Origin of the sequence: Tritonibacter horizontis, from assembly GCF_001518015.1 — a bacterium.
GTDB classification, from domain to species: domain Bacteria; phylum Pseudomonadota; class Alphaproteobacteria; order Rhodobacterales; family Rhodobacteraceae; genus Epibacterium; species Epibacterium horizontis.
The window spans coordinates 54,393-74,979 of record NZ_LPUY01000053.1 but is presented as its reverse complement, the minus strand read 5'-3'; the positions used below and the strand labels follow the sequence as shown (position 1 = coordinate 74,979).

General features: G+C 59.3%; 15 protein-coding genes. 1 reads left to right on the top strand and 14 read right to left on the bottom strand.

Annotated features, from left to right (window positions below):
• Positions 1–118: 118 nt before the first annotated feature.
• The 3 genes from fusA to rpsL are packed head-to-tail and all read right to left on the bottom strand — an operon-like array spanning position 119 to position 3,120.
• Positions 119–2,239, bottom strand: a complete 2,121-nt coding sequence (gene fusA / locus TRIHO_RS08895) for an elongation factor G (RefSeq protein WP_068242176.1) — start codon at positions 2,237–2,239, stop codon at positions 119–121.
• 20 nt (positions 2,240–2,259) lie between these two features.
• A complete protein-coding gene (gene rpsG / locus TRIHO_RS08890) occupies positions 2,260–2,730 on the bottom strand; it encodes a 30S ribosomal protein S7 (RefSeq protein ID WP_068242174.1) in 471 nt (156 codons plus the stop codon).
• 18 nt (positions 2,731–2,748) lie between these two features.
• Complete coding sequence (gene rpsL / locus TRIHO_RS08885; RefSeq protein WP_005621086.1) at positions 2,749–3,120, bottom strand: 30S ribosomal protein S12; 372 nt, start codon at positions 3,118–3,120, stop codon at positions 2,749–2,751.
• Between the two features lie 394 nt (positions 3,121–3,514).
• Between rpsL and TRIHO_RS08880 the strand changes: the two genes are divergently transcribed.
• Positions 3,515–4,351, top strand: a complete 837-nt coding sequence (locus TRIHO_RS08880; protein ID WP_068242172.1) for a putative rhamnosyl transferase — start codon at positions 3,515–3,517, stop codon at positions 4,349–4,351.
• Here the strand turns inward: TRIHO_RS08880 and TRIHO_RS08875 are convergent.
• The 11 genes from TRIHO_RS08875 to nusG all read right to left on the bottom strand — a co-directional run bounded on the left by TRIHO_RS08875 (position 4,300) and on the right by nusG (position 20,516).
• Positions 4,300–5,211, bottom strand: a complete 912-nt coding sequence (locus TRIHO_RS08875; protein ID WP_068242170.1) for a DMT family transporter — start codon at positions 5,209–5,211, stop codon at positions 4,300–4,302. The two genes, TRIHO_RS08880 and TRIHO_RS08875, sit on opposite strands and share 52 nt — an antisense overlap.
• 3 nt (positions 5,212–5,214) lie before the next feature.
• Entirely contained in the window at positions 5,215–6,027 is an 813-nt protein-coding gene (locus TRIHO_RS08870; protein WP_068242168.1) for a glycosyltransferase, read from the bottom strand.
• 167 nt (positions 6,028–6,194) lie between these two features.
• The gene (gene rpoC, locus TRIHO_RS08865; protein WP_068242166.1) at positions 6,195–10,433 is read right to left on the bottom strand and encodes a DNA-directed RNA polymerase subunit beta'; all 4,239 of its coding nucleotides are present in this window, start codon (positions 10,431–10,433) and stop codon (positions 6,195–6,197) included.
• A gap of 53 nt (positions 10,434–10,486) precedes the next feature.
• A complete protein-coding gene (gene rpoB / locus TRIHO_RS08860; RefSeq protein ID WP_068242164.1) occupies positions 10,487–14,626 on the bottom strand; it encodes a DNA-directed RNA polymerase subunit beta in 4,140 nt (1,379 codons plus the stop codon).
• A 294-nt stretch (positions 14,627–14,920) separates the two neighbouring features.
• Positions 14,921–15,295: a 50S ribosomal protein L7/L12 gene (gene rplL, locus TRIHO_RS08855; RefSeq protein ID WP_068242163.1), complete on the bottom strand. Its 375-nt coding sequence runs from the start codon at positions 15,293–15,295 to the stop codon at positions 14,921–14,923.
• A gap of 85 nt (positions 15,296–15,380) precedes the next feature.
• The gene (gene rplJ / locus TRIHO_RS08850; RefSeq protein ID WP_068242161.1) at positions 15,381–15,899 is read right to left on the bottom strand and encodes a 50S ribosomal protein L10; all 519 of its coding nucleotides are present in this window, start codon (positions 15,897–15,899) and stop codon (positions 15,381–15,383) included.
• Between the two features lie 317 nt (positions 15,900–16,216).
• A complete protein-coding gene (locus tag TRIHO_RS08845) occupies positions 16,217–17,197 on the bottom strand; it encodes a glycosyltransferase family 2 protein (RefSeq protein WP_068242159.1) in 981 nt (326 codons plus the stop codon).
• Between the two features lie 132 nt (positions 17,198–17,329).
• The gene (rplA, locus tag TRIHO_RS08840) at positions 17,330–18,028 is read right to left on the bottom strand and encodes a 50S ribosomal protein L1 (RefSeq protein WP_068242157.1); all 699 of its coding nucleotides are present in this window, start codon (positions 18,026–18,028) and stop codon (positions 17,330–17,332) included.
• 1 nt (position 18,029) lies between these two features.
• A complete protein-coding gene (gene rplK, locus TRIHO_RS08835; RefSeq protein WP_068242155.1) occupies positions 18,030–18,455 on the bottom strand; it encodes a 50S ribosomal protein L11 in 426 nt (141 codons plus the stop codon).
• 160 nt (positions 18,456–18,615) lie between these two features.
• Complete coding sequence (locus tag TRIHO_RS08830) at positions 18,616–19,845, bottom strand: glycosyltransferase family 4 protein (protein WP_068242154.1); 1,230 nt, start codon at positions 19,843–19,845, stop codon at positions 18,616–18,618.
• A gap of 137 nt (positions 19,846–19,982) precedes the next feature.
• Entirely contained in the window at positions 19,983–20,516 is a 534-nt protein-coding gene (gene nusG / locus TRIHO_RS08825) for a transcription termination/antitermination protein NusG (protein WP_068242153.1), read from the bottom strand.
• Between the last annotated feature and the right edge of the window lie 71 nt (positions 20,517–20,587).

Sequence of the window (20,587 nt, the reverse complement as noted above, 5' to 3'; positions counted from 1 at the left end):
CAATCGTGCCGATGTTGACGTGCGGCTTATTACGTTCAAACTTTTCCTTAGCCATGATGGCCTCCTTTTAGGTTCGTGGAGGGAGCGCACCCCTGCGCACTCCCCCAATTCCTGACGCTTACGCGTATTTTGCCTGGATCTCGTCAGAGATGTTCTGCGGCACCGGATCGTAGTGCGAGAACTGCATGGTGAACTGCGCGCGGCCCGAAGACATGGAGCGCAGGGTGTTGATGTAGCCGAACATATTCGCCAGCGGCACGTTTGCGTCGATCGCAATCGCATTGCCGCGTGGTTCCTGGCCCGACACCTGACCCCGACGAGAGGTAAGGTCGCCGATGATCCCGCCGGTGTATTCTTCCGGAGTGATCACTTCGACTTTCATGATCGGTTCCAACAGCTTCGCACCAGCTTTGCGCATGCCTTCACGCATGCACATACGGGCTGCGATTTCAAAGGCCAGAACACTGGAGTCCACGTCGTGGAACTTACCGTCGATCAGGGCAACCTTGAAGTCGATCACGGGGAAACCGGCAAGCGGGCCGCTGTCCATGACCGAGTTGATGCCTTTTTCAACGCCCGGAATGTATTCCTTGGGAACCGAACCACCGACGATGCGGGATTCGAAGGAATACCCTTCGCCGGCTTCTGTCGGCGAGATGATCATCTTCACCTCGGCGAACTGACCCGAACCACCCGACTGTTTCTTGTGGGTGTAGGTGTGCTCGACCTCGTGACCAATGGTCTCGCGGTAGGCAACCTGAGGGGCACCGATGTTGGCTTCGACCTTGAACTCACGCTTCAGACGATCAACGAGGATGTCCAGGTGAAGTTCGCCCATGCCTTTCATGATGGTTTGACCGGACTCGATGTCGGTCTCCACACGGAAGGACGGATCTTCGGCAGCCAGACGGGCCAGACCCTGGGACATCTTTTCTTGGTCGCCCTTGGTTTTAGGCTCGACCGCGATTTCGATGACCGGATCCGGGAACGTCATGGTTTCCAGAACCACCGGCTCTTTGGCGTCGCAGAGGGTGTCACCGGTGGTGGTGTCCTTCAGACCCGCCAGCGCGATGATGTCGCCTGCAAAGGCTTCTTCGATCTCTTCCCGGTTGTTGGAGTGCATCATCATCATACGACCGATGCGCTCTTTCTTGCCCTTGGTGGAGTTCAGGATCGAGTCGCCCTTTTTCAGCACGCCGGAATAGATCCGGGTGAAGGTCAGGGAGCCAACGAAGGGGTCGTTCATGATTTTGAACGCGAGGCCGGAGAACGCCATGCTGTCGTCTGCACGACGCGGAATGTTCCGAACTTCTTCTTCGTCGCCGGGTTTGAAGCCCATGTAATCAACAACGTCCAGCGGGCTGGGCAGATAGTCGATCACCGCGTTGAGCAGAGGCTGAACGCCTTTGTTCTTGAACGCGGACCCACCCAGAACAGGCACGAATGCCATCGCCAGTGTCCCTTTGCGCAGCAACGCGCGGAGGGTGGCGACGTCAGGCTCGGCGCCATCCATCAGGTAGTTTTCCATCGCGTCGTCGTCCATTTCGACGGCGGCTTCGATCATTTTACCACGCCATTCGGTGGCCATATCCTGAAGCTCGGGGCGGATGTCCGCCTGAATCCAAGATGCACCAAGGTCTTCACCCTGCCACAGCCACTCTTTCATGGTCACGAGATCGACAAGACCTTCAAGCTCGGTCTCGGCGCCGATCGGAATACCGACAGGCACAGCACGCGCGCCGGTGCGGTCTTCGATCATGCGAACGCAGTTGAAGAAGTCTGCGCCGATCTTGTCCATCTTGTTGACGAACACCATACGCGGAACCTTGTAGCGGTCAGCCTGACGCCACACGGTTTCGGTCTGAGGCTCGACACCGGCGTTTGCGTCCAGAACGCAAACCGCGCCGTCGAGAACGGCAAGCGAACGCTCGACTTCAATGGTGAAGTCAACGTGGCCGGGGGTGTCGATGATGTTCAGGCGGTGCTTTTCAGAGTCCGGCTCAACGCCGTTCTCAGTGCGTTCCCAGAACGTGGTCGTCGCAGCGGAGGTGATGGTGATACCACGTTCCTGCTCCTGCTCCATCCAGTCCATGGTGGCCGCACCGTCGTGCACCTCACCGATGTTATGGGATTTGCCGGTGTAGAACAGGATGCGTTCCGAGCAGGTGGTTTTGCCTGCGTCGATGTGCGCCATGATACCGAAGTTGCGGTAGCGGTCTAGCGGATAGTCGCGTGCCATTAGGATGAGCCTCTAAAGAGTTACCAGCGATAATGCGAGAAGGCTTTGTTAGCCTCAGCCATCTTGTGCGTGTCTTCGCGCTTCTTAACGGCAGTACCCCGGCTTTGTACAGCATCGAGGAGTTCACCGGCGAGGCGTTCTTCCATTGTGTTCTCGTTGCGACCACGCGCAGCGGTGATCAACCAACGGATCGCAAGGGCTTCACGACGCTCCGGGCGCACTTCGACCGGAACCTGGTAGGTTGCACCACCCACACGACGCGAACGAACCTCGACAGAGGGTTTCACGTTGTCGAGAGCTTCGTGGAAGACTTCGACGGGAGCGCGCTTGATTTTGCCTTCAACGCGTTCAAAGGCGTTGTAGACGATACGTTCTGCGACCGATTTCTTACCATCGATCATCAGGTTGTTCATGAATTTAGTCAGAACACGATCGCCATATTTGGCGTCGGGCAGGACTTCGCGTTTTTCAGCAGCGTGACGACGGGACATCTGTGTCTATCCTTCTTCTTATTTAGGACGCTTCGCGCCATATTTGGAGCGACGCTGCTTACGGTCTTTGACGCCTTGGGTATCCAGAACACCACGCAGGATGTGGTAGCGGACACCCGGAAGGTCTTTTACACGGCCGCCACGGATCAGAACCACGGAGTGTTCCTGAAGGTTGTGGGATTCGCCCGGAATGTAAGAGATCACTTCGAAACCGTTGGTCAGGCGAACCTTCGCAACTTTCCGCATAGCGGAGTTCGGTTTCTTCGGCGTGGTGGTGTAGACGCGAGTACAGACGCCACGCTTTTGCGGGCACTGCTCCAGGTGCATGGACTTGGAGCGCTTTACTTTCGGCTGACGCGGCTTGCGGATCAGCTGTTGGATCGTTGGCATTCCGGTTTGTTCCCCGTTTTGCAACACTATGTCATGCACGCGGTGGACACGGGGCCCGGACGTGCGGCGAATTCATCAGCAGCGATAACGCAAACGCAAAAACCGCAAACGCTCCCATTCCGAGGTGAACGTCGCGGTGGGTTTACAGAGGGTCAGGGTGAAAAAAGTGCCCTGACCTTGAGCCACTACAGATATGATATCGGCGTAAGAGGGAAACCCCCGAGAGCCGGATAGCGCGCGTATATGCAGAGTCGCTGCGGTTGTCAACACTGCCACACCCGGGCGGATGCCCCACGACACCGGAACAACACCGGCCTGTCGACGGAACCAGCCCTTGTCGCGACAGATGCGCCGCCTCATAGTCGGGTCAAGAATTGCCAGAGGGGTATGGCCAATGCAAGTGATCGGTCTTTGTCGGTTTTCCTACCCCGCGGTCGGCGGCTTTCAGGTCGAGCATGCCAGTATCGAAGAGCGCATCGCCTTCCTCTACAATGAGGAACGGCTGGAGGAACGGTTTCGCCTGTTCGAAGCCGTCGCCCTGCCCTGTCTGCGCGAACAGACAGATCCGGACTTTCACCTGATCATCGTGATTGGCGACAGTCTGCCTGCCCGCCATGAAAGCCGGCTCCGCGATCTGGTGGCGGACATGCCACAGATAGAGATCCAGAAACACGCTCCCCAGCAGCAACGCCCCATCATGAAGGAAATCCTGAACGCGGCCCGGCGCGACCCTGCGGCGCCCTGCCTTCAATTTCGCTATGACGACGACGATGCCGTCTCGGTGGATTTTATCGAACGGCTGCGCCAGACCATCGACGATTGCGCAGGGCTGGTTGCCCGCCACCGCGCCGTCGCGGTTGATTTCAACATGGGCTATGTGGCGGAGTTCGGCCCCGATGGGATCAGCGCCTCGGAGATCCACCGCCCTTATTATGTCGCCGCGCTTGGTATGTATGTGCGCAGTGGCGCGCCGCTGACCATCATGAATTTCGCCCACGAGAAGATTCTGCGCTTCATGCCCACCATTACGCTCGCGGATGCGCCGATGTTCGTACGCGGACATCACAGCTCCAACGACTCGCGACAAAAGGCCGTGAAACCGGTCCCGGTCACCCCTTTGAATGCGGAACAGAAGGCAGAGTTCGAAGCCCGTTTCGCGCTTCGCGATGGCCTCGTTCGTCAGGTCTTCTCCAATGGAATTTCCGACCCATCAGGGGCTTCGGCCACCTGACGCTCTCGCAGCAGGGTGAACAAGCCAGCGGCGACAACAATGGCGGCCCCCACAAGGGTGATCCCCGACGGCCAGTCACCAAACACCAGCCAGCCAAGCACCAGTGCCCAGATCAGCCCGGTATAGCGCAACGGCGCCACGGCTGAGACCTCGCCGGTGCGGATCGTCATGACCGCACAAAGATAGGCCAGCAGGATCAATAGCGCCGTGCCGAACAGCAACGCCCAGTCCCGCGCGCCGACCGGTTGCCAGGTTTCCCCGATCCCGAGGCCAACCCCAAATAGCATCACGGAAAACGCCGCCAGGAATGTCACGGTCAAGGACGGCACCGCCGGTGACATCTGCCGGGTTACAAGGTCGCGCAGGGTCAGGACCGCAACCGCCAGCAGGGCATAGACCGTGGCCGGTCCAAAATCCGCGCCGCCGGGCCGCACGATCAGCAGCATGCCGACAAACCCCAGTGCAATGGCGATACACCGGCGCCACCCCACCCGTTCGCCCAGGAACAGCGCCGCACAGAGTGTCACCGTCAGCGGCAGCATCTGCAACACCGCCGTCACATTCGCCAGCGGGAGCTCCAGCAGCGCCGACAAAAAGAAATAGGTCGCCGCCGCTTCGGTGGCGCACCGGGCCAGCACCAGGGCCCAATCCCGTGCGGGAAAATCGAACCGAAGCGACCCCATCGCCTTCGCCAGTCCCAACAGCAGGACGCTGGCCAGCACGCCCCGAATGGTGACAATCTGCCAGAGCGGCACCGATTGCCCGACCAGTTTGACCAATGTGTCGTTGCAGGTGAAGGCAGCCATGCTGCCCAGCATCAGAAATGCACCCTGTTGGTTCGGACTAAATCTGCGTGTCATCTGTCAAAGTGCCTTTAATGCGTCAAGCGACAGGCCAAAGTGACGCTGCAAGTCCCCCGCAATCGTGGCTTCATCCTGCTGGCCCGTCAGCCCCATCATTGCCGGGGTAGAATGGTTGTCCCAGTGCACGGTGCGCAGAAACGCAGGCACCGAGATATCTGAAAACAATGGATAGTGCTGCGCGAACTTTCGATGATTGTACCGGTAGGGATTGCCTTTGCCATGGACGGGGCGCACCACCGACGGCCCCACCGACAGCGGTGCCCTTTCACAGCTGTCCACCACGCGCGGCGGTTCGGTCTCGGATTTGACCAGGTAAATGCCCCGGTTGAAGGAGATCGCGAAAGGGGTTTCCGCATTGACCTGCAGCGGCAACAGGCCCTTGGCCAGCCTCTTGGTGCGCGCAATGAACTCACCGTCCAGCGCGTCATCATCGTCGAGCCGGAACAGGATGCGATGGCTCTCGCCGGTTTCCGGCACCGACGCATAGGCTTTCTTCAGGATCTGAAAATGGTTCTCCGGCCCATAGGGCTGAAGCAATACGTTTCGATGCGGTGCGACCATATCGGCCAACTGCTGCAGAAACGGCTCTGGCATTCGGTCAGAGGTCGCGATCACCAGGGTGAAATCGTCGTCGCTTTGACGCAGCATACTGGCAAGGCAAAGGTGTTCGAACAGATGCAATCGCAACTGCATTCGATCCTGTGCGAACAGAGCTTCGGCCACCGCTTCAAGGGACGGATAGCGGTCGGAATTGAATGTGGGGGACAGCACCGAAAACCGAACCACGCCCACCGTCTTGAATGTCGCGACCATGGGCCGGCTCCTCCTGCGCAATAGCACAGTGAAACCACGGCGGTGCGACATTGCCAAGGGCCTTGACGCCCAAGCTGCCACGGCCCCGCGCCCACCAACGAAAAAGCCCCGCGTCACGGTGGACGCGGGGCTTTCTCAAATGTCAGATCACATCAGGTGTGATCGGCTCAATCGCGGCTTTCCGGTGTTTCCACCAGGAAATCCGCATCTGCGCCTGCGCTGTCGTCCATCATCGGCGCAGCCAGAGCGGCAGCCGCTTCGGCCTCCTCGCGACGGGCCTCAAGGACCACATTGTCACGCGAGGATGCAACCTGACGCATCTGCTGCGTCGCACCGCCGGTACCGGCCGGGATCAGACGACCCACGATGACGTTTTCCTTCAGACCGACGAGTTTGTCCCGCTTGCCCTGAACCGACGCTTCGGTGAGCACCCGAGTGGTCTCCTGGAAGGAGGCCGCCGAGATGAAGGAGCGGGTCTGCAGCGACGCCTTGGTGATACCAAGCAGGATGGGTGCACCTTGAGCCGGACGTTTGCCACGCGACAGCGCCTTCTCGTTGGCCTGATCGAACTCTTGCTTGTCCACGTGCTCGCCCTTGAGCAGCGTGGTCTCACCAGAGTCGGAGATCTCCCACTTTTGCAGCATCTGGCGAACGATCACCTCGATGTGCTTGTCGTTGATCTTCACACCCTGCAGACGATACACGTCCTGGACTTCGTCGATCATGTAGTTGGCCAGCGCTTCGACACCCATGATGGACAGGATGTCATGCGGCGCCGGGTTGCCGTCCATGATGTAGTCGCCCTTCTGGACAAAGTCGCCTTCGACCACCGGGATGTGCTTGCCCTTGGGCACCATGTATTCCACGGCTTCCATGGTTTCATCCGCGGGCTCGATCGAAATCCGCCGCTTGTTCTTGTAGTCGCGACCGAAGCGCACGTAACCATCGATTTCGGCGATGATCGCGTGATCTTTCGGACGACGCGCTTCGAAGAGTTCCGCGACGCGTGGCAGACCACCGGTGATGTCCTTGGTCTTGGCGCCCTCACGCGGGATCCGCGCAACAACGTCACCTGTTTCAATGCGCTGACCGTCTTCACAGGACAGGATCGCATCGACGGACATCGGATAAGTCAGCGGGTTGCCAAGCGCATTGCGCACCGGCTCGCCATCTTCGTCCACCAGGATGATCTCTGGCTTCAGGTCCGATCCCTTCGGTGCCGCACGCCAGTCGATCACGATCTTCTGGGTCATGCCGGTGGCATCGTCGGTTTCTTCGCGCACGGCCAGACCGTTGACAAGGTCCACGTACTTCGCAGTACCCGGCTTTTCGGCAATGATCGGCAGGGTATAGGGATCCCATTCGAACAGTTTGTCGCCCCGGTTGATCTGCTGGCCTTCCTTGATGAACAGCTTGGTGCCGTAGCCGAGCTTGTGGCTCGCACGTTCCTCGCCATGCTCATCCTGAATGATCAGCTTCATGTTCCGGCCAACGACCAAGACCTCGTCATTGGCATTGGTGAGTGTGTTGGTGTTTTCAAACACGATCTTGCCGGACTGCGACGCTTCGAGGAAGGACTGCTGGCCACCTTGGGCAACGCCGCCGATGTGGAAGGTCCGCATCGTCAGCTGTGTACCGGGCTCACCAATCGACTGCGCCGCGATGATGCCGACGGCCTCACCGGAGTTGACCATGGTACCGCGCGCAAGGTCACGGCCATAGCACATGGCGCAGACGCCCTCTTCGCTTTCGCAGGTCAGCGGGCTGCGGATGCGCATCTGCGGCACCGCGGCGTCCTCGATGATATCCGCCATCCGCTCGTCGATCAGCTGACCATAGGCCACCAGGATCTCGTCGGTGCCGGGACGTTTGACGTCTTCGGCGGCAACACGACCCAGGATACGCTCGCCGATGGAGGAAACAACCTCCCCGTCATTGACCGCGGCTTCGGCTGTGATCGCACGCTCGGTTCCGCAATCGCGCTCGCGCACGATGCAGTCCTGCGCCACATCGACAAGACGACGGGTCAGGTAACCCGAGTTCGCCGTCTTCAGAGCCGTATCCGACAGACCCTTACGGGCACCGTGGGTGGAGTTGAAGTACTCCAGAACGGTCAGGCCTTCCTTAAAGTTCGAGATGATCGGCGTTTCGATGATGTCGCCGTTCGGCTTCGCCATCAGGCCGCGCATCCCGCCCAGCTGCTTCATCTGCGTCACAGAACCACGCGCACCGGAGTGGGCCATCATGTAGACCGAGTTCGGCTCCATTACGGCACCATTCTCGTCGCGCTTGTCCGCCGAGATGGTGGACATCATCGCTTCGGTGACCTTGTCGTTACACTTCGACCAGGCATCGACAACCTTGTTGTACTTTTCGCCCTGGGTGATCAGGCCGTCCATGTACTGCTGTTCGAAATCCTTCACCTGATCGCGGGTCTCATCAACGATCGTCCATTTGGTGTCAGGGATGACCATGTCATCCTTGCCGAAGGAAATGCCCGCCTTGAACGCTTCACGGAAACCCATGGTCATGATCTGGTCACAGAAGATCACAGATTCTTTCTGACCGCAGTACCGGTAAACGGTGTCGATGACCTGCTGCACTTCGCGTTTGCGCAGCAGACGGTTGACCAGCTCGAACGGTGCCTTGGCGTTCTTCGGCAGCAGGCCACCCAACCGGACACGGCCCGGCGTGGTTTCGAACCGCTCGTAAACTTCAAGACCGTTTTCGTCGATCTGCATGATCCGCGCGGTCACTTTGGAGTGCAGGTGCACTTCGCCTGCATCCAACGCGTGCTGAACCTCGTCCATGTTGCCAAAGACCTTGCCTTCGCCAACCATACCGTCACGCGCCAGCGTGAGGTAGTAGAGGCCCAAGATCATATCCTGCGACGGAACGATGATCGGTGCGCCGTTTGCAGGCGACAGAACGTTGTTCGTGGACATCATCAGAACGCGCGCTTCCAACTGGGCCTCAAGGCTCAGCGGCACGTGCACGGCCATCTGGTCACCGTCAAAGTCGGCGTTAAAGGCCGAACAGACCAGCGGGTGCAGCTGGATGGCTTTACCTTCGATCAGCGTGGGTTCGAAGGCCTGAATACCAAGACGGTGCAGCGTCGGTGCGCGGTTCAGCATCACCGGGTGTTCGCGGATCACCTCGTCGAGGATATCCCATACTTCGGGACGCTCTTTTTCGACCAGCTTCTTGGCCTGTTTCACGGTGGAGGACAGACCTTTGGCCTCCAGACGCGAATAGATGAAGGGCTTGAACAGTTCGAGCGCCATCTTTTTCGGCAGGCCACACTGATGCAGCTTGAGCTCCGGACCGGTCACGATGACCGAACGACCGGAGAAGTCGACGCGCTTACCCAAAAGGTTCTGACGGAAGCGACCCTGCTTACCCTTCAGCATGTCGCTGAGCGATTTCAACGGACGCTTGTTGGCACCGGTGATAACGCGACCACGACGGCCGTTGTCGAACAATGCGTCGACGGATTCCTGCAGCATCCGCTTTTCGTTGCGGACGATGATGTCAGGTGCGCGCAGTTCGATCAGACGCTTCAGGCGGTTGTTCCGGTTGATCACCCGACGATAAAGATCGTTGAGGTCGGAGGTCGCGAAACGGCCACCATCAAGCGGCACCAGCGGGCGCAGTTCCGGCGGGATGACCGGGATCACGGTCATGATCATCCACTCAGGACGGTTGCCCGACTCGAGGAAGGATTCGACAACCTTCAGACGTTTGATGATCTTCTTGGGCTTCAGCTCGCCCGTTGCTTCGGCCAGCTCTGCGCGCAGCGTTTCAGCTTCGGCTTCGAGGTCGATTGCCGCCAGCATTTCGCGGATCGCTTCGGCACCGATATTGGCGGTGAAGGCGTCCATGCCGAACTGGTCCTGGGCATCCATGAACTCTTCTTCGGTCATCATCTGACCGTAGGTGAGGTCGGTGAGGCCCGGTTCGATCACCACGTAGTTCTCAAAGTAGAGCACCCGCTCCAGATCACGCAGCGTCATGTCCAGCATCAGGCCGATGCGGGACGGCAGCGATTTCAGGAACCAGATATGTGCAACGGGCGAGGCCAGCTCGATATGGCCCATACGCTCGCGGCGCACCTTCTGCAGCGTGACTTCCACACCGCATTTTTCGCAGACAACACCGCGATACTTCATGCGCTTATATTTGCCGCACAGGCATTCGTAATCTTTGATCGGGCCAAAGATACGGGCACAGAACAGACCGTCACGCTCAGGCTTGAACGTCCGGTAGTTGATGGTTTCCGGCTTTTTGATCTCGCCGTAGGACCACGACAGGATCCGTTCCGGCGACGCCAGCGACACTTTGATTTCATCAAAGACCTTGGGCGGCGTCAGCGGGTTGAACGGATTATTCGTCAGTTCCTGGTTCATTTTGATACCTCAAATTTCGCGGAAGGGGGGAGTGGAGTAAGGGCGCGCGGCCCTTACTCCTCAACCTCCGCATCCAGGAGTTCCATGTTCAGGCCGAGGCCGCGGACTTCTTTCACAAGAACGTTAAAGCTCTCGGGAACGCCCGCCTCGAAGTTGTCCTCGCCCTTGACGATGCTCTCATAGACCTTGGTCCGGCCGGCGACGTCATCCGATTTCACGGTGAGCATCTCCTGCAGGGTGTAGGCGGCGCCGTAAGCTTCCAGAGCCCAGACTTCCATCTCACCAAATCGCTGACCACCGAACTGCGCCTTACCACCGAGCGGCTGCTGGGTCACCAGCGAGTACGGGCCGGTGGAGCGTGCGTGGATCTTGTCGTCCACAAGGTGGTGCAGTTTCAGCAGGTACTTGATGCCCACGGTCACGGGACGCGCGAACTGTTCGCCCGTGCGACCGTCAAACAGGATCGACTGACCCGACGTGTCAAAGCCTGCACGTTTGAGCGAGTCGTTGACGTCCTGCTCCTTGGCGCCATCAAAGACCGGCGTTGCAATCGGCACACCACGGGTGACGTTGCCTGCAGCTTCGATCAGGTCCGCCTCGTCCATGTTGGACAGGCCTTCCTCGTAGACGTCGTCGCCATAGGCATGGCGCATCGCGTCCCGCACCGGTGTAAGGTCGCCAGTGCGGCGATAGTCCTGCAGCGCGTCGTCGATCTTGATGCCCAGACCGCGTGCGGCCCAGCCCATGTGGGTTTCAAGGATCTGACCGACGTTCATACGCGAGGGAACACCCAGCGGGTTGAGACAAAAGTCGACCGGGGTGCCATCCGCGAGGAACGGCATGTCCTCCATCGGAACAACCCGCGAAATCACACCTTTGTTCCCGTGACGGCCAGCCATCTTGTCGCCCGGCTGCAGCTTGCGCTTCACGGCTATGAAGACTTTGACCATCTTCATCACACCCGGCGGCAGGTCGTCGCCCCGGCGGACTTTCTCGACCTTGTCCTCGAACCGAGCATCCAGAGCACGTTTCTGTGCTTCGTACTGCTCGTTCAGGGCTTCCAGGATCTGGGCGTCTTTCTCGTCCTCAAGGGCGAGCATCCACCACTGGCCGCGGGTCAGCTGGTTGTCCAGCAGATCCTCGGTGATCTCTGTGTTGCCGCGCACGCCTTTTGGCCCTTTGACGGCAACCTTGCCCATCAGCAGATCCCGCAGACGCGCGTAGATGTTGCGGTCGAGGATCGCCAGTTCGTCGTCCCGGTCACGGGCCAGACGTTCAACTTCCTCACGCTCGATCTGCAGCGCACGTTCGTCTTTTTCGACGCCGTGACGGTTGAAGACACGCACTTCGACAACGGTACCGTAGTCGCCCGGCTTCACCCGCAACGAGGTGTCACGGACGTCAGAGGCTTTTTCACCAAAGATGGCGCGCAGGAGTTTTTCTTCCGGCGTCATCGGGCTTTCGCCCTTCGGAGTGATCTTGCCGACGAGGATATCGCCCGGCTCCACATCGGCACCGATGTAGACGATGCCCGCTTCGTCGAGGTTGCGCAGGGCTTCCTCGCCGACGTTCGGGATATCGCGGGTGATTTCCTCTGGACCAAGCTTGGTGTCACGGGCGGCGACTTCGAATTCCTCGATGTGGATCGAGGTGAAGACGTCGTCACGGGCAATCCGCTCGGAGATCAGGATGGAGTCTTCGTAGTTGTAGCCATTCCAGGGCATGAAGGCGACGACGACGTTCTTGCCAAGCGCCAGTTCCCCCATATCGGTGGAGGGGCCATCCGCGATGACCTCGCCTTTTTGAACCTTCTGACCCACCTTCACCAGCGGACGCTGGTTGATGCAGGTGTTCTGGTTCGAGCGCTGGAACTTGCGCATGCGGTAGATATCCACGCCCGCGTCGCCCAGTTCGAGGTCCTCGGTAGCCCGGATCACGATACGCTGAGCATCGACCTGGTCGATGATCCCTGCGCGTTTGGCCATATAGGCCGCGCCGGAGTCACGTGCGACAACTTCTTCGATCCCGGTGCCGACCAGCGGCGCCTCGGCCCGCAGCAGCGGAACCGCCTGACGTTGCATGTTCGACCCCATCAGAGCGCGGTTCGCGTCGTCGTTTTCCAGGAACGGAATGAGCGAGGCGGCAACCGATACCAACTGTTTCGGGCTGACGTCGATCAGGTCAACGCTTTCGTTCGGGGCCAGCGTGTAGTCACCGGACTGACGCGTGGACACCAGATCGTTCACGAAACGGTTGTTCTCGTCGAGGTTGGCGTTGGCCTGCGCCACGGTGTGACGCATTTCCTCGGTCGCGGACATATAGTGCACCTCATCGGTGACCTGCCCGTTGTTGACGACACGATAAGGTGTCTCGATGAAGCCGTATTTGTTGACGCGGGCAAAGGTCGCCAGCGAGTTGATCAGACCGATGTTCGGGCCTTCCGGCGTTTCAATCGGGCACATCCGTCCGTAGTGAGTCGGGTGTACGTCGCGCACCTCAAAGCCGGCACGTTCGCGGGTCAGACCACCGGGGCCAAGCGCCGAGAGGCGGCGTTTGTGGGTGACTTCCGACAGCGGGTTGGTCTGGTCCATGAACTGCGACAGCTGCGAGGAGCCGAAGAATTCACGCACAGCCGCAGCGGCAGGTTTCGCGTTGATCAGGTCCTGCGGCATCACAGTGTCGATCTCGACAGAGGACATGCGTTCCTTGATCGCGCGTTCCATGCGCAAGAGGCCAACACGGTACTGGTTTTCCATCAGCTCGCCAACAGAGCGCACCCGACGGTTGCCGAGGTGGTCGATGTCGTCGATATCGCCCTTGCCGTCGCGCAGTTCCACCAGCGCCTTGATGCAGGCGACGATGTCTTCCTTGCGCAGTGTGCGCTGGGTGTCTTCGGCGTCCAGCGCCAGACGCATGTTCATCTTCACGCGACCAACGGCCGACAGATCGTAGCGTTCACTGTCAAAGAACAGGGTGTCAAACAGCGCGGAGGCGGCTTCGACGGTGGGCGGCTCGCCCGGACGCATCACGCGGTAGATGTCCATGAGCGCGGTGTCGCGGCCCATGTTCTTGTCCGCCGCCATGGTGTTGCGCATGTAGGGGCCGACATTGACGTTGTCGATGTCCAGAACCGGAATGTCGGTGATGCCCGCATCCAGCAGTTCCTTGACGGAACCACCAATGATGTCGCCGTCTTTGTCATACTCGAGGGTCAGCTCGTCGCCAGCCTCGACAAAGATCGCGCCATTTTCCTCGTTGATGATGTCCTTGGCGACATATTTGCCAACGATATGCTCAAACGGCACCAGCAACTGGGACACATTGCCTTCGTCGATCAGCTTCTTGACCGCGCGCGGGGTGACTTTTTTGCCTGCTTCACAGATGATTTCGCCTGTGGACGCATCTACCAGGTCATAGGTCGGGCGGGTGCCACGCACGCGTTCGGGGAAGAAGGGCGTGATCCAGCCGCGGGATTTCTCCAGCGAGTAGTCAACCGTATTGTAATAGGCATCCATGATGCCTTCCTGGTCCAGCCCCAGCGCATAGAGCAGGGTGGTCACAGGCAGCTTGCGGCGACGGTCGATCCGGGCAAAGACGATGTCCTTGGCGTCGAATTCAAAATCGAGCCAGGAGCCGCGGTACGGGATGATACGGCAGGCAAACAGCAATTTACCCGAAGAGTGGGTCTTGCCTTTGTCGTGATCGAAGAAAACGCCCGGGCTCCGGTGCATCTGCGACACGATCACACGCTCGGTGCCGTTGACGACAAACGTGCCGTTCGGGGTCATCAGGGGCATATCGCCCATGAAGACATCCTGTTCTTTGATATCCTTGACGGATTTCGCGCCGGTGTCCTCATCGATATCAAAGACGATCAGTCGCAGGGTGACCTTCAGCGGCGCTGCATAGGTCATATCACGCTGCATGCATTCGTCGACGTCGTACTTGGGACGTTCAAGGGCGTATTTCACGAACTCCAGAACGGAAGTTTCGTTGAAATCCTTGATCGGGAAAACCGACTGGAACACCCCCATGATGCCTTCGCCGTCGAGCGGCAGTTCGGCATCACCGGAGCGCAGGAACAGATCATAGGAAGATTTCTGGACCTCGATGAGGTTCGGCATGTCCAGCACTTCGCGGATCTTGCCGTAATACTTACGAAGACGTTTCTGGCCAAGGAACGATTGAGCCATGTCAGATGTCACCTTTCAGAGTTCTCAACACACAAGATGCCGCCGGGCCCCGGCACCTTGCCCGTCAGAGACAGCGCGATCTGGATCAATTCATGGCCACCGTCCCGAATGGCGGCCTCCCGATCCAAAAAACCTCGCCTGAAAAAAGGGCCCACCCGCGTTCAGGTGTCAAAGGCCCCTTTCTGAGACAGGTTCAGCTGGACCCGGGTCGCCCCGGATCCAGCCAAAATTTTCAGGGATATAAAGCAGAAGTTTCTATATGAAATCCAGCCTGAATTTCCCTTATCCAGTGGCTTAGGCCACTTCGACTTCGGCGCCAGCTGCTTCCAGCTTGCCTTTGACTTCTTCGGCTTCGTCCTTGGACACGCCTTCTTTGATTTTTCCGCCGGCTTCAACGAGCTCTTTGGCTTCTTTGAGGCCCAGGCCAGTGATGGCGCGGACTTCTTTGATGACGTTGATTTTGGACGCGCCGGCGTTCTTCAGAACGACGTCGAATTCGGTTTTCTCTTCCTCAGCAGCAGCGTCGCCGCCTGCAGGGCCGGCCATCATGACTGCGCCGCCAGCTGCGGGCTCGATGCCGTACTCGTCTTTGAGGATGGTTTTCAGTTCTTGTGCTTCCAGCAGGGTCAGACCTACGATGCTTTCCGCGAGTGCTTTCAGATCAGCCATTGTATCAGCTCTTTCCGTTTACAGTGTGTAATGTGTTCCAACGTGGGCAGTTTGCGCCCCACGCCAGTCATTCAGTGCCAACCGCTTACGCAGCTTCCGCCTTCTCTTCGATGGTCGAAAGAATGCTTGCGATGTTGCTTGCAGGTGCGCCAATCGCGCCAGCGATGTTGGAAGCAGGTGCGCCGATGCAGCTTGCGATCTGAGCAATAAGCTCCTCGCGAGACGGCATTTTCGACACGGCTTCAACGCCAGCACGGTCCAGAGCATTCTCACCCATTGCACCGCCGAGGATTTCAAACTTTTTGTTATCCTTGGCGAAGTCCTCGGCGACCTTGGCAGCTGCCACAGGGTCCTCGGAATAGGTCAGAACGGTCATCCCTGTCAGCAGGTCAGACATGTTTTCACACGGCTTACCCTCAAGGGCGATTTTGGCGAGCCTGTTCTTGGCAACACGCACAGACCCACCGGCGTCACGAGCACGCGCACGCAGGTCCTGCATCTCAGCAACTGTCAGACCGACATAGTGGGCTACGACCACCACGCCAGAGCTTTCGAAGATCTGGCCGAGTTCCTCGACCACTTTCTCTTTCTGGGCTCTATCCACAGTTCTCTCCAAGTTTAGGGGCGCATGGCCCCGGCTCATTTCTGCCTCTCCCCGAAGGGATCAGCGGTCAAGTCCGTTTTACGGGGTTGAGCCAAAATTGCCCGAAGGTTAGAAAACCCTCGATCTTTCATTGGTCTTTACCCGTCTCAGGAGGGAAATTAAGACCCGATCGACAGGTCACCCACCATCTTGGACGAAAAGGCACAAAGCGCGCGACGAATCGCACGCTTTGCTCCGTGGGCTGTTCTTAGTCCTGCAGGAGAAAAGTTCCAAGCCCTAAATGTGCCGCCCCTGCCCGCCCGTGGCCTGCTACCAGATCAGGAGGCGCCGCTCTCCTGGGCCTGAGGGTCCTGTGCGTGGGTCACCTGATCCGGGGTGACCCAAAAACATTCACGCACCAAAGCATCAATATCCAGCCGCAACCGAAGCAAAGCGTCCTCAGCTTCCAGCCGTGCCAACAGCGCAGACGTGGCGCTGTGCAGACGCGCAAACAACGCGCGCAGCGTGGTCTCCGGGTCCGGTCCAGCCAGGGCCTCTTCGATCCGAGCGGTCAGCCCGCCGGTGAAGCCCCGCGACTGGCAGCGCCAGGCAAGCTTGCTCCGCCAGATCGCATAGTCGGCCCCGATCATGTGCAAAAGATGCGCGCCATGCCGGTGGTCCAGCAGCAGTTCCAGCTTGTCGCCATCCTTGCCGCCGCCCCGGGGCCAGTGCTGGCGCAGCCTCAGCCCGGGTATGCCGCAGCGCACCACCGACTTGCCCTGTGGATGCCCGATCAAGCCCGCCCGACGTGGCCCGAACAATTCGGCATCGTCGCCATAAACCAGCTTGCGCGCCTCATAGGACATCGGGCGGCGGAAATAGGTCAACCCATCGTCTGCCTCTGTCAGAATACGTTCGGCGGACACGATCCGCACAGACCGGATGCCCTGCGGCACCGCAGCGAGCAGGTCTGCCAGCCCGCCCTGCTCCAGAAACAGAAACTCGTCCGCGTCCACATTCAACAGCCAGCCGTCGGCGTATTGCTGGTAGATCCAGGTTATGGCGGCATTCTGTCGGGTGACAAAAGCGTCCTGCGGGGTCAGCTCAAGATCGGACCAGAACTGCGGCGTGCAGGGTACGCATCGCAGTCGTGGATGATCGCAGAGCAGCGCAATGGCTTCGTCATCCGGGTTGTCGAAACAGATCACCACCTCGTCAGCGCCAAGCGCCAGATACCAGGCGCAGAACCGCAGCACCTCGGCCAGAGGTTCATTCATGATGGCGCCGACCCGCCAGACCTGATTGGATGCGTCGTTCATCTGTCCCCTTGCCGCGTTGCCCGATGCGGTTCATCCCTAGGGGATAGCGCGGGATCGTGAATAAAAAAAGGCGACACCAGGTGCCGCCTCTTTCAATTCTGTTTTTCGCTTACATTAAAGCCAGCGCCCCGATCACTCGGTGACGGCACCTTCAACGTCAAGCGTCACGCCGGGGCCCATGGTGGACGACAGGGCGATTTTCTTCATGTAGGTGCCTTTGGCGCCCGAGGGCTTCGCTTTGGACACGGCAGAGATGAAGGCACGGACGTTTTCGACCAACTTGGCTTCGTCGAAGGACGCTTTGCCAACACCGGCGTGAACAACGCCGCCTTTTTCCGCTTTGAACTGAACTTCGCCGCCTTTGGCTGCTTCCACGGCCGCTTTCACGTCCATGGTCACGGTGCCAACCTTGGGGTTCGGCATCAGGTTGCGCGGGCCGAGGATCTTGCCGAGGCGACCAACGATCGGCATCATGTCCGGGGTCGCGATGCAACGATCAAACTCGATGTTGCCGGCCTGGATGGATTCCATCAGGTCTTCGGCGCCAACGATGTCTGCGCCTGCAGCCTGTGCTTCGTCCGCCTTGGGGCCACGGGCAAATACGGCGACGCGCATGGTTTTGCCGGTGCCGTTGGGCAGGCCGATCACGCCACGAACCATCTGGTCGGCGTGACGGGTGTCAACGCCGAGGTTGACGGCGATTTCAACGGTCTCATCGAATTTGCTGTTTGCGTTGGCTTTCACCAGTGCAACCGCATCTTCAACGCTGAGGTTTGTCTTGCCTGCGAAGGCTTCGCGCGCTGCGCGGGTCCGTTTACCGAGCTTTGCCATCTTACTTCACCTCAATGCCCATAGAGCGGGCAGAGCCCAGGATGATCTGCATCGCGGCTTCGATATCGTGCGCGTTCAGATCTTTCATCTTCGCTTCGGCGATCTCTTTCACCTGCGCGGGGGTCACCGTGCCGGCGGTTTCGCGGCTCGGGTTGTTCGCACCGGATTTGATGTTCGCGGCCTTCTTCAGGTAATAAGACGCAGGCGGCGTCTTGATGTCCATGGTGAAGGACTTGTCCTGATAGTAGGTGATCACGGTCGGGCAAGGGGCGCCTTGCTCCATATCTGCGGTCTTGGCGTTAAACGCCTTGCAGAATTCCATGATGTTGATGCCGCGCTGACCCAGCGCCGGACCGACCGGCGGGGAGGGGTTTGCTTGACCTGCAGGAACCTGCAGTTTCATCGAACCAACAAGCTTCTTAGCCATCTGGTTATCTCCTGTTCAACAGCCGCAGGGCGCGCCCTTTGGCTTGCAAATGTTGCGTGGTGCGGTTGCCACATCGCGATGCGGCGGACCTCCCACAAGAATCATGCCCGATTGAAGAACCAGACAGATTGGCGGCTCCTACGCGGAAACGGATCGCGTTTCAACCCTCATCTCCGGATCGGTGGCTTGTTTGGCTCTGAACCTCGACGGCACCCCTATCGGCCGCATCGTACCAATCCGCCGCAACCCGGTGCCAAGGGAACTCTTGTTCGGCCTTCTGCCGTGCAGCCTGCGACAGGGCCGCCACGAGGTCACCATCGCGGGCCAAGCGTGTCATTTCCAATGCTAGATCCCGGATCACCTGCTCTGGAGTTTCAGGGTCGACAAAACGCGCCTCGCCCTCCCCTGCCAGGCCCTGCGGCCCGCCCCAACGCAGGGTCAACACGGGCAGGCCAATGGCCATGCTTTCCTGCATAATGATCCCGTTCGCCTCTTTCAGGGTCGAAAAGATCAGCCCACGATACTGCCCCAGCACCTGGCCAAGCGAGTCATGCGCCAGCCAGCCCGCAAACCGGACGCGCCCCTCCAGGCCCAAGGCCGCGGTCAGCACCTCCAATTCTGCGCGGTCCGGACCATCGCCATAGAGCGTCAGCCCGATGTCCGGTGGCGTCGCGGCCAATGCGCGAATGGCCAGATCCGCACCCTTGTAGGGGACCATCCGCCCGATCCAGACAAACTCTGCAATCGCCGCCTCCGGTCGGGCACGAGGGTGAGCGAACAGTGCCTCCTCCAGACCTGCATCCCGCACAAAGCGCATTTTTTCCGGCGGGCACCCCGCCCAGCGCAGGGCCTCGGACGTCCGGTCATACCCGGAGACCAACACCTGCTCTGCATTGACATATTGACGCGAGACAATCCCCAGCGCCTGCTGCAAGGGGCGATAGATCGCTTCCTGCAGGCGCCCGCCCCGGCTTTCCAGATGGCGGAACCCGGGCGGGTAGAAAATATTCCCCGACACCGGGCCGATAATGTAGCGATAGCCGTGCGGCGGCAACCGTTGTTCGACCGGGGAAATCGGGCACAGATAGTGAATTACCACGTCGGCGGGATCAAACTGACGGCAGAGATGCCGCACCGCGTGGTGAAACAGAGTGTTGACCAGTCGCGACAGGCCCGGCACCCGCCAGCAGAGCTGCATCAACCTGGTGTCCCGCACATAGAGCACGCGATCCGCAGGCAGCGCGCCCTTGAGGGCTGCACGGCATCTTTCATGGGTAATCAAAGTCACATCGCGGCCTTGCGCGAGTAAGACCTGAACATATTGCAGCGCTTTGACCGCCTCGCCACCCATGGTCATGGCGGCGTTTGTCGACACGACAATCAGCTTCATGTGGCCTCGTCCCCATGGGTTGAAACAAAAATCGGCCCCACACTAGGGGCCGATCTCAACGTTCCCAATGGGAATTCGCGCCTGATTGCAACGGGTGGGCTGTCGGGCTTAAGCCCCCAGCCGGAGCACCCGAGAGCTCAGCCCTGCTTGGTCACTTGGGTAAAGTCCAGCTCGACCGGAGTTTCGCGACCAAAAATGGACACGGTCACCTTCAGCTTCTGGCTCTCGTCGTCGACCCCTTCGACCATACCGTCGAAGTCTTCGAACGGGCCGTCGTTGACCTTCACCCGTTCGCCAATTTCAAAGCTGATCAGGGTCCGTGGCGATTCCTCGCCTTCCTGGACCCGGTTCAGAATGCCGTTCACCTCGGCATCGCGCATCGGCATGGGACGCCCCTGCGGCCCGAGGAACCCCGTGACCCGGTTGATGGAGGAAATCAGGTGATAGCCCTGATCGGACATCTCCATATGCACCAGCACGTAACCCGGCATAAAACGGCGTTCGGTCGAAACCTTTTTGCCGCGGCGTATTTCGATGACTTCCTCGGTCGGCACCAGGACTTCGTCGATGTCATCTTCCAGATTCTGTTCCACGACCGCGGCGCGAATCTGTTCTGCGATTTTCTTTTCGAAGTTCGAAAGAACGCTGACCGAGTACCACCGTTTCGCCATGAACCTGACCGTCCCCTGTGTTCCGTGCAGGTCCGTACCTGCGAAGTGTCTTTATCGTGCAGCCGAAGGCT

Bases quoted from the DNA above. Each gene is read 5' to 3' on its own strand.
- rpsL (WP_005621086.1), bottom strand. From the start codon at position 3,120: ATGCCAACGATCCAACAGCTGATCCGCAAGCCGCGTCAGCCGAAAGTA.
- rpoC (WP_068242166.1), bottom strand. From the start codon at position 10,433: ATGAACCAGGAACTGACGAATAATCCGTTCAACCCGCTGACGCCGCCC.
- TRIHO_RS08870 (WP_068242168.1), bottom strand. From the start codon at position 6,027: ATGGTCGCGACATTCAAGACGGTGGGCGTGGTTCGGTTTTCGGTGCTG.
- rpoB (WP_068242164.1), bottom strand. From the start codon at position 14,626: ATGGCTCAATCGTTCCTTGGCCAGAAACGTCTTCGTAAGTATTACGGC.
- TRIHO_RS08875 (WP_068242170.1), bottom strand. From the start codon at position 5,211: ATGACACGCAGATTTAGTCCGAACCAACAGGGTGCATTTCTGATGCTG.
- rplA (WP_068242157.1), bottom strand. From the start codon at position 18,028: ATGGCAAAGCTCGGTAAACGGACCCGCGCAGCGCGCGAAGCCTTCGCA.
- TRIHO_RS08830 (WP_068242154.1), bottom strand. From the start codon at position 19,845: ATGAAGCTGATTGTCGTGTCGACAAACGCCGCCATGACCATGGGTGGC.
- TRIHO_RS08845 (WP_068242159.1), bottom strand. From the start codon at position 17,197: ATGAACGACGCATCCAATCAGGTCTGGCGGGTCGGCGCCATCATGAAT.
- rpsG (WP_068242174.1), bottom strand. From the start codon at position 2,730: ATGTCCCGTCGTCACGCTGCTGAAAAACGCGAAGTCCTGCCCGACGCC.
- fusA (WP_068242176.1), bottom strand. From the start codon at position 2,239: ATGGCACGCGACTATCCGCTAGACCGCTACCGCAACTTCGGTATCATG.
- TRIHO_RS08880 (WP_068242172.1), top strand. From the start codon at position 3,515: ATGCAAGTGATCGGTCTTTGTCGGTTTTCCTACCCCGCGGTCGGCGGC.
- rplK (WP_068242155.1), bottom strand. From the start codon at position 18,455: ATGGCTAAGAAGCTTGTTGGTTCGATGAAACTGCAGGTTCCTGCAGGT.
- rplL (WP_068242163.1), bottom strand. From the start codon at position 15,295: ATGGCTGATCTGAAAGCACTCGCGGAAAGCATCGTAGGTCTGACCCTG.
- nusG (WP_068242153.1), bottom strand. From the start codon at position 20,516: ATGGCGAAACGGTGGTACTCGGTCAGCGTTCTTTCGAACTTCGAAAAG.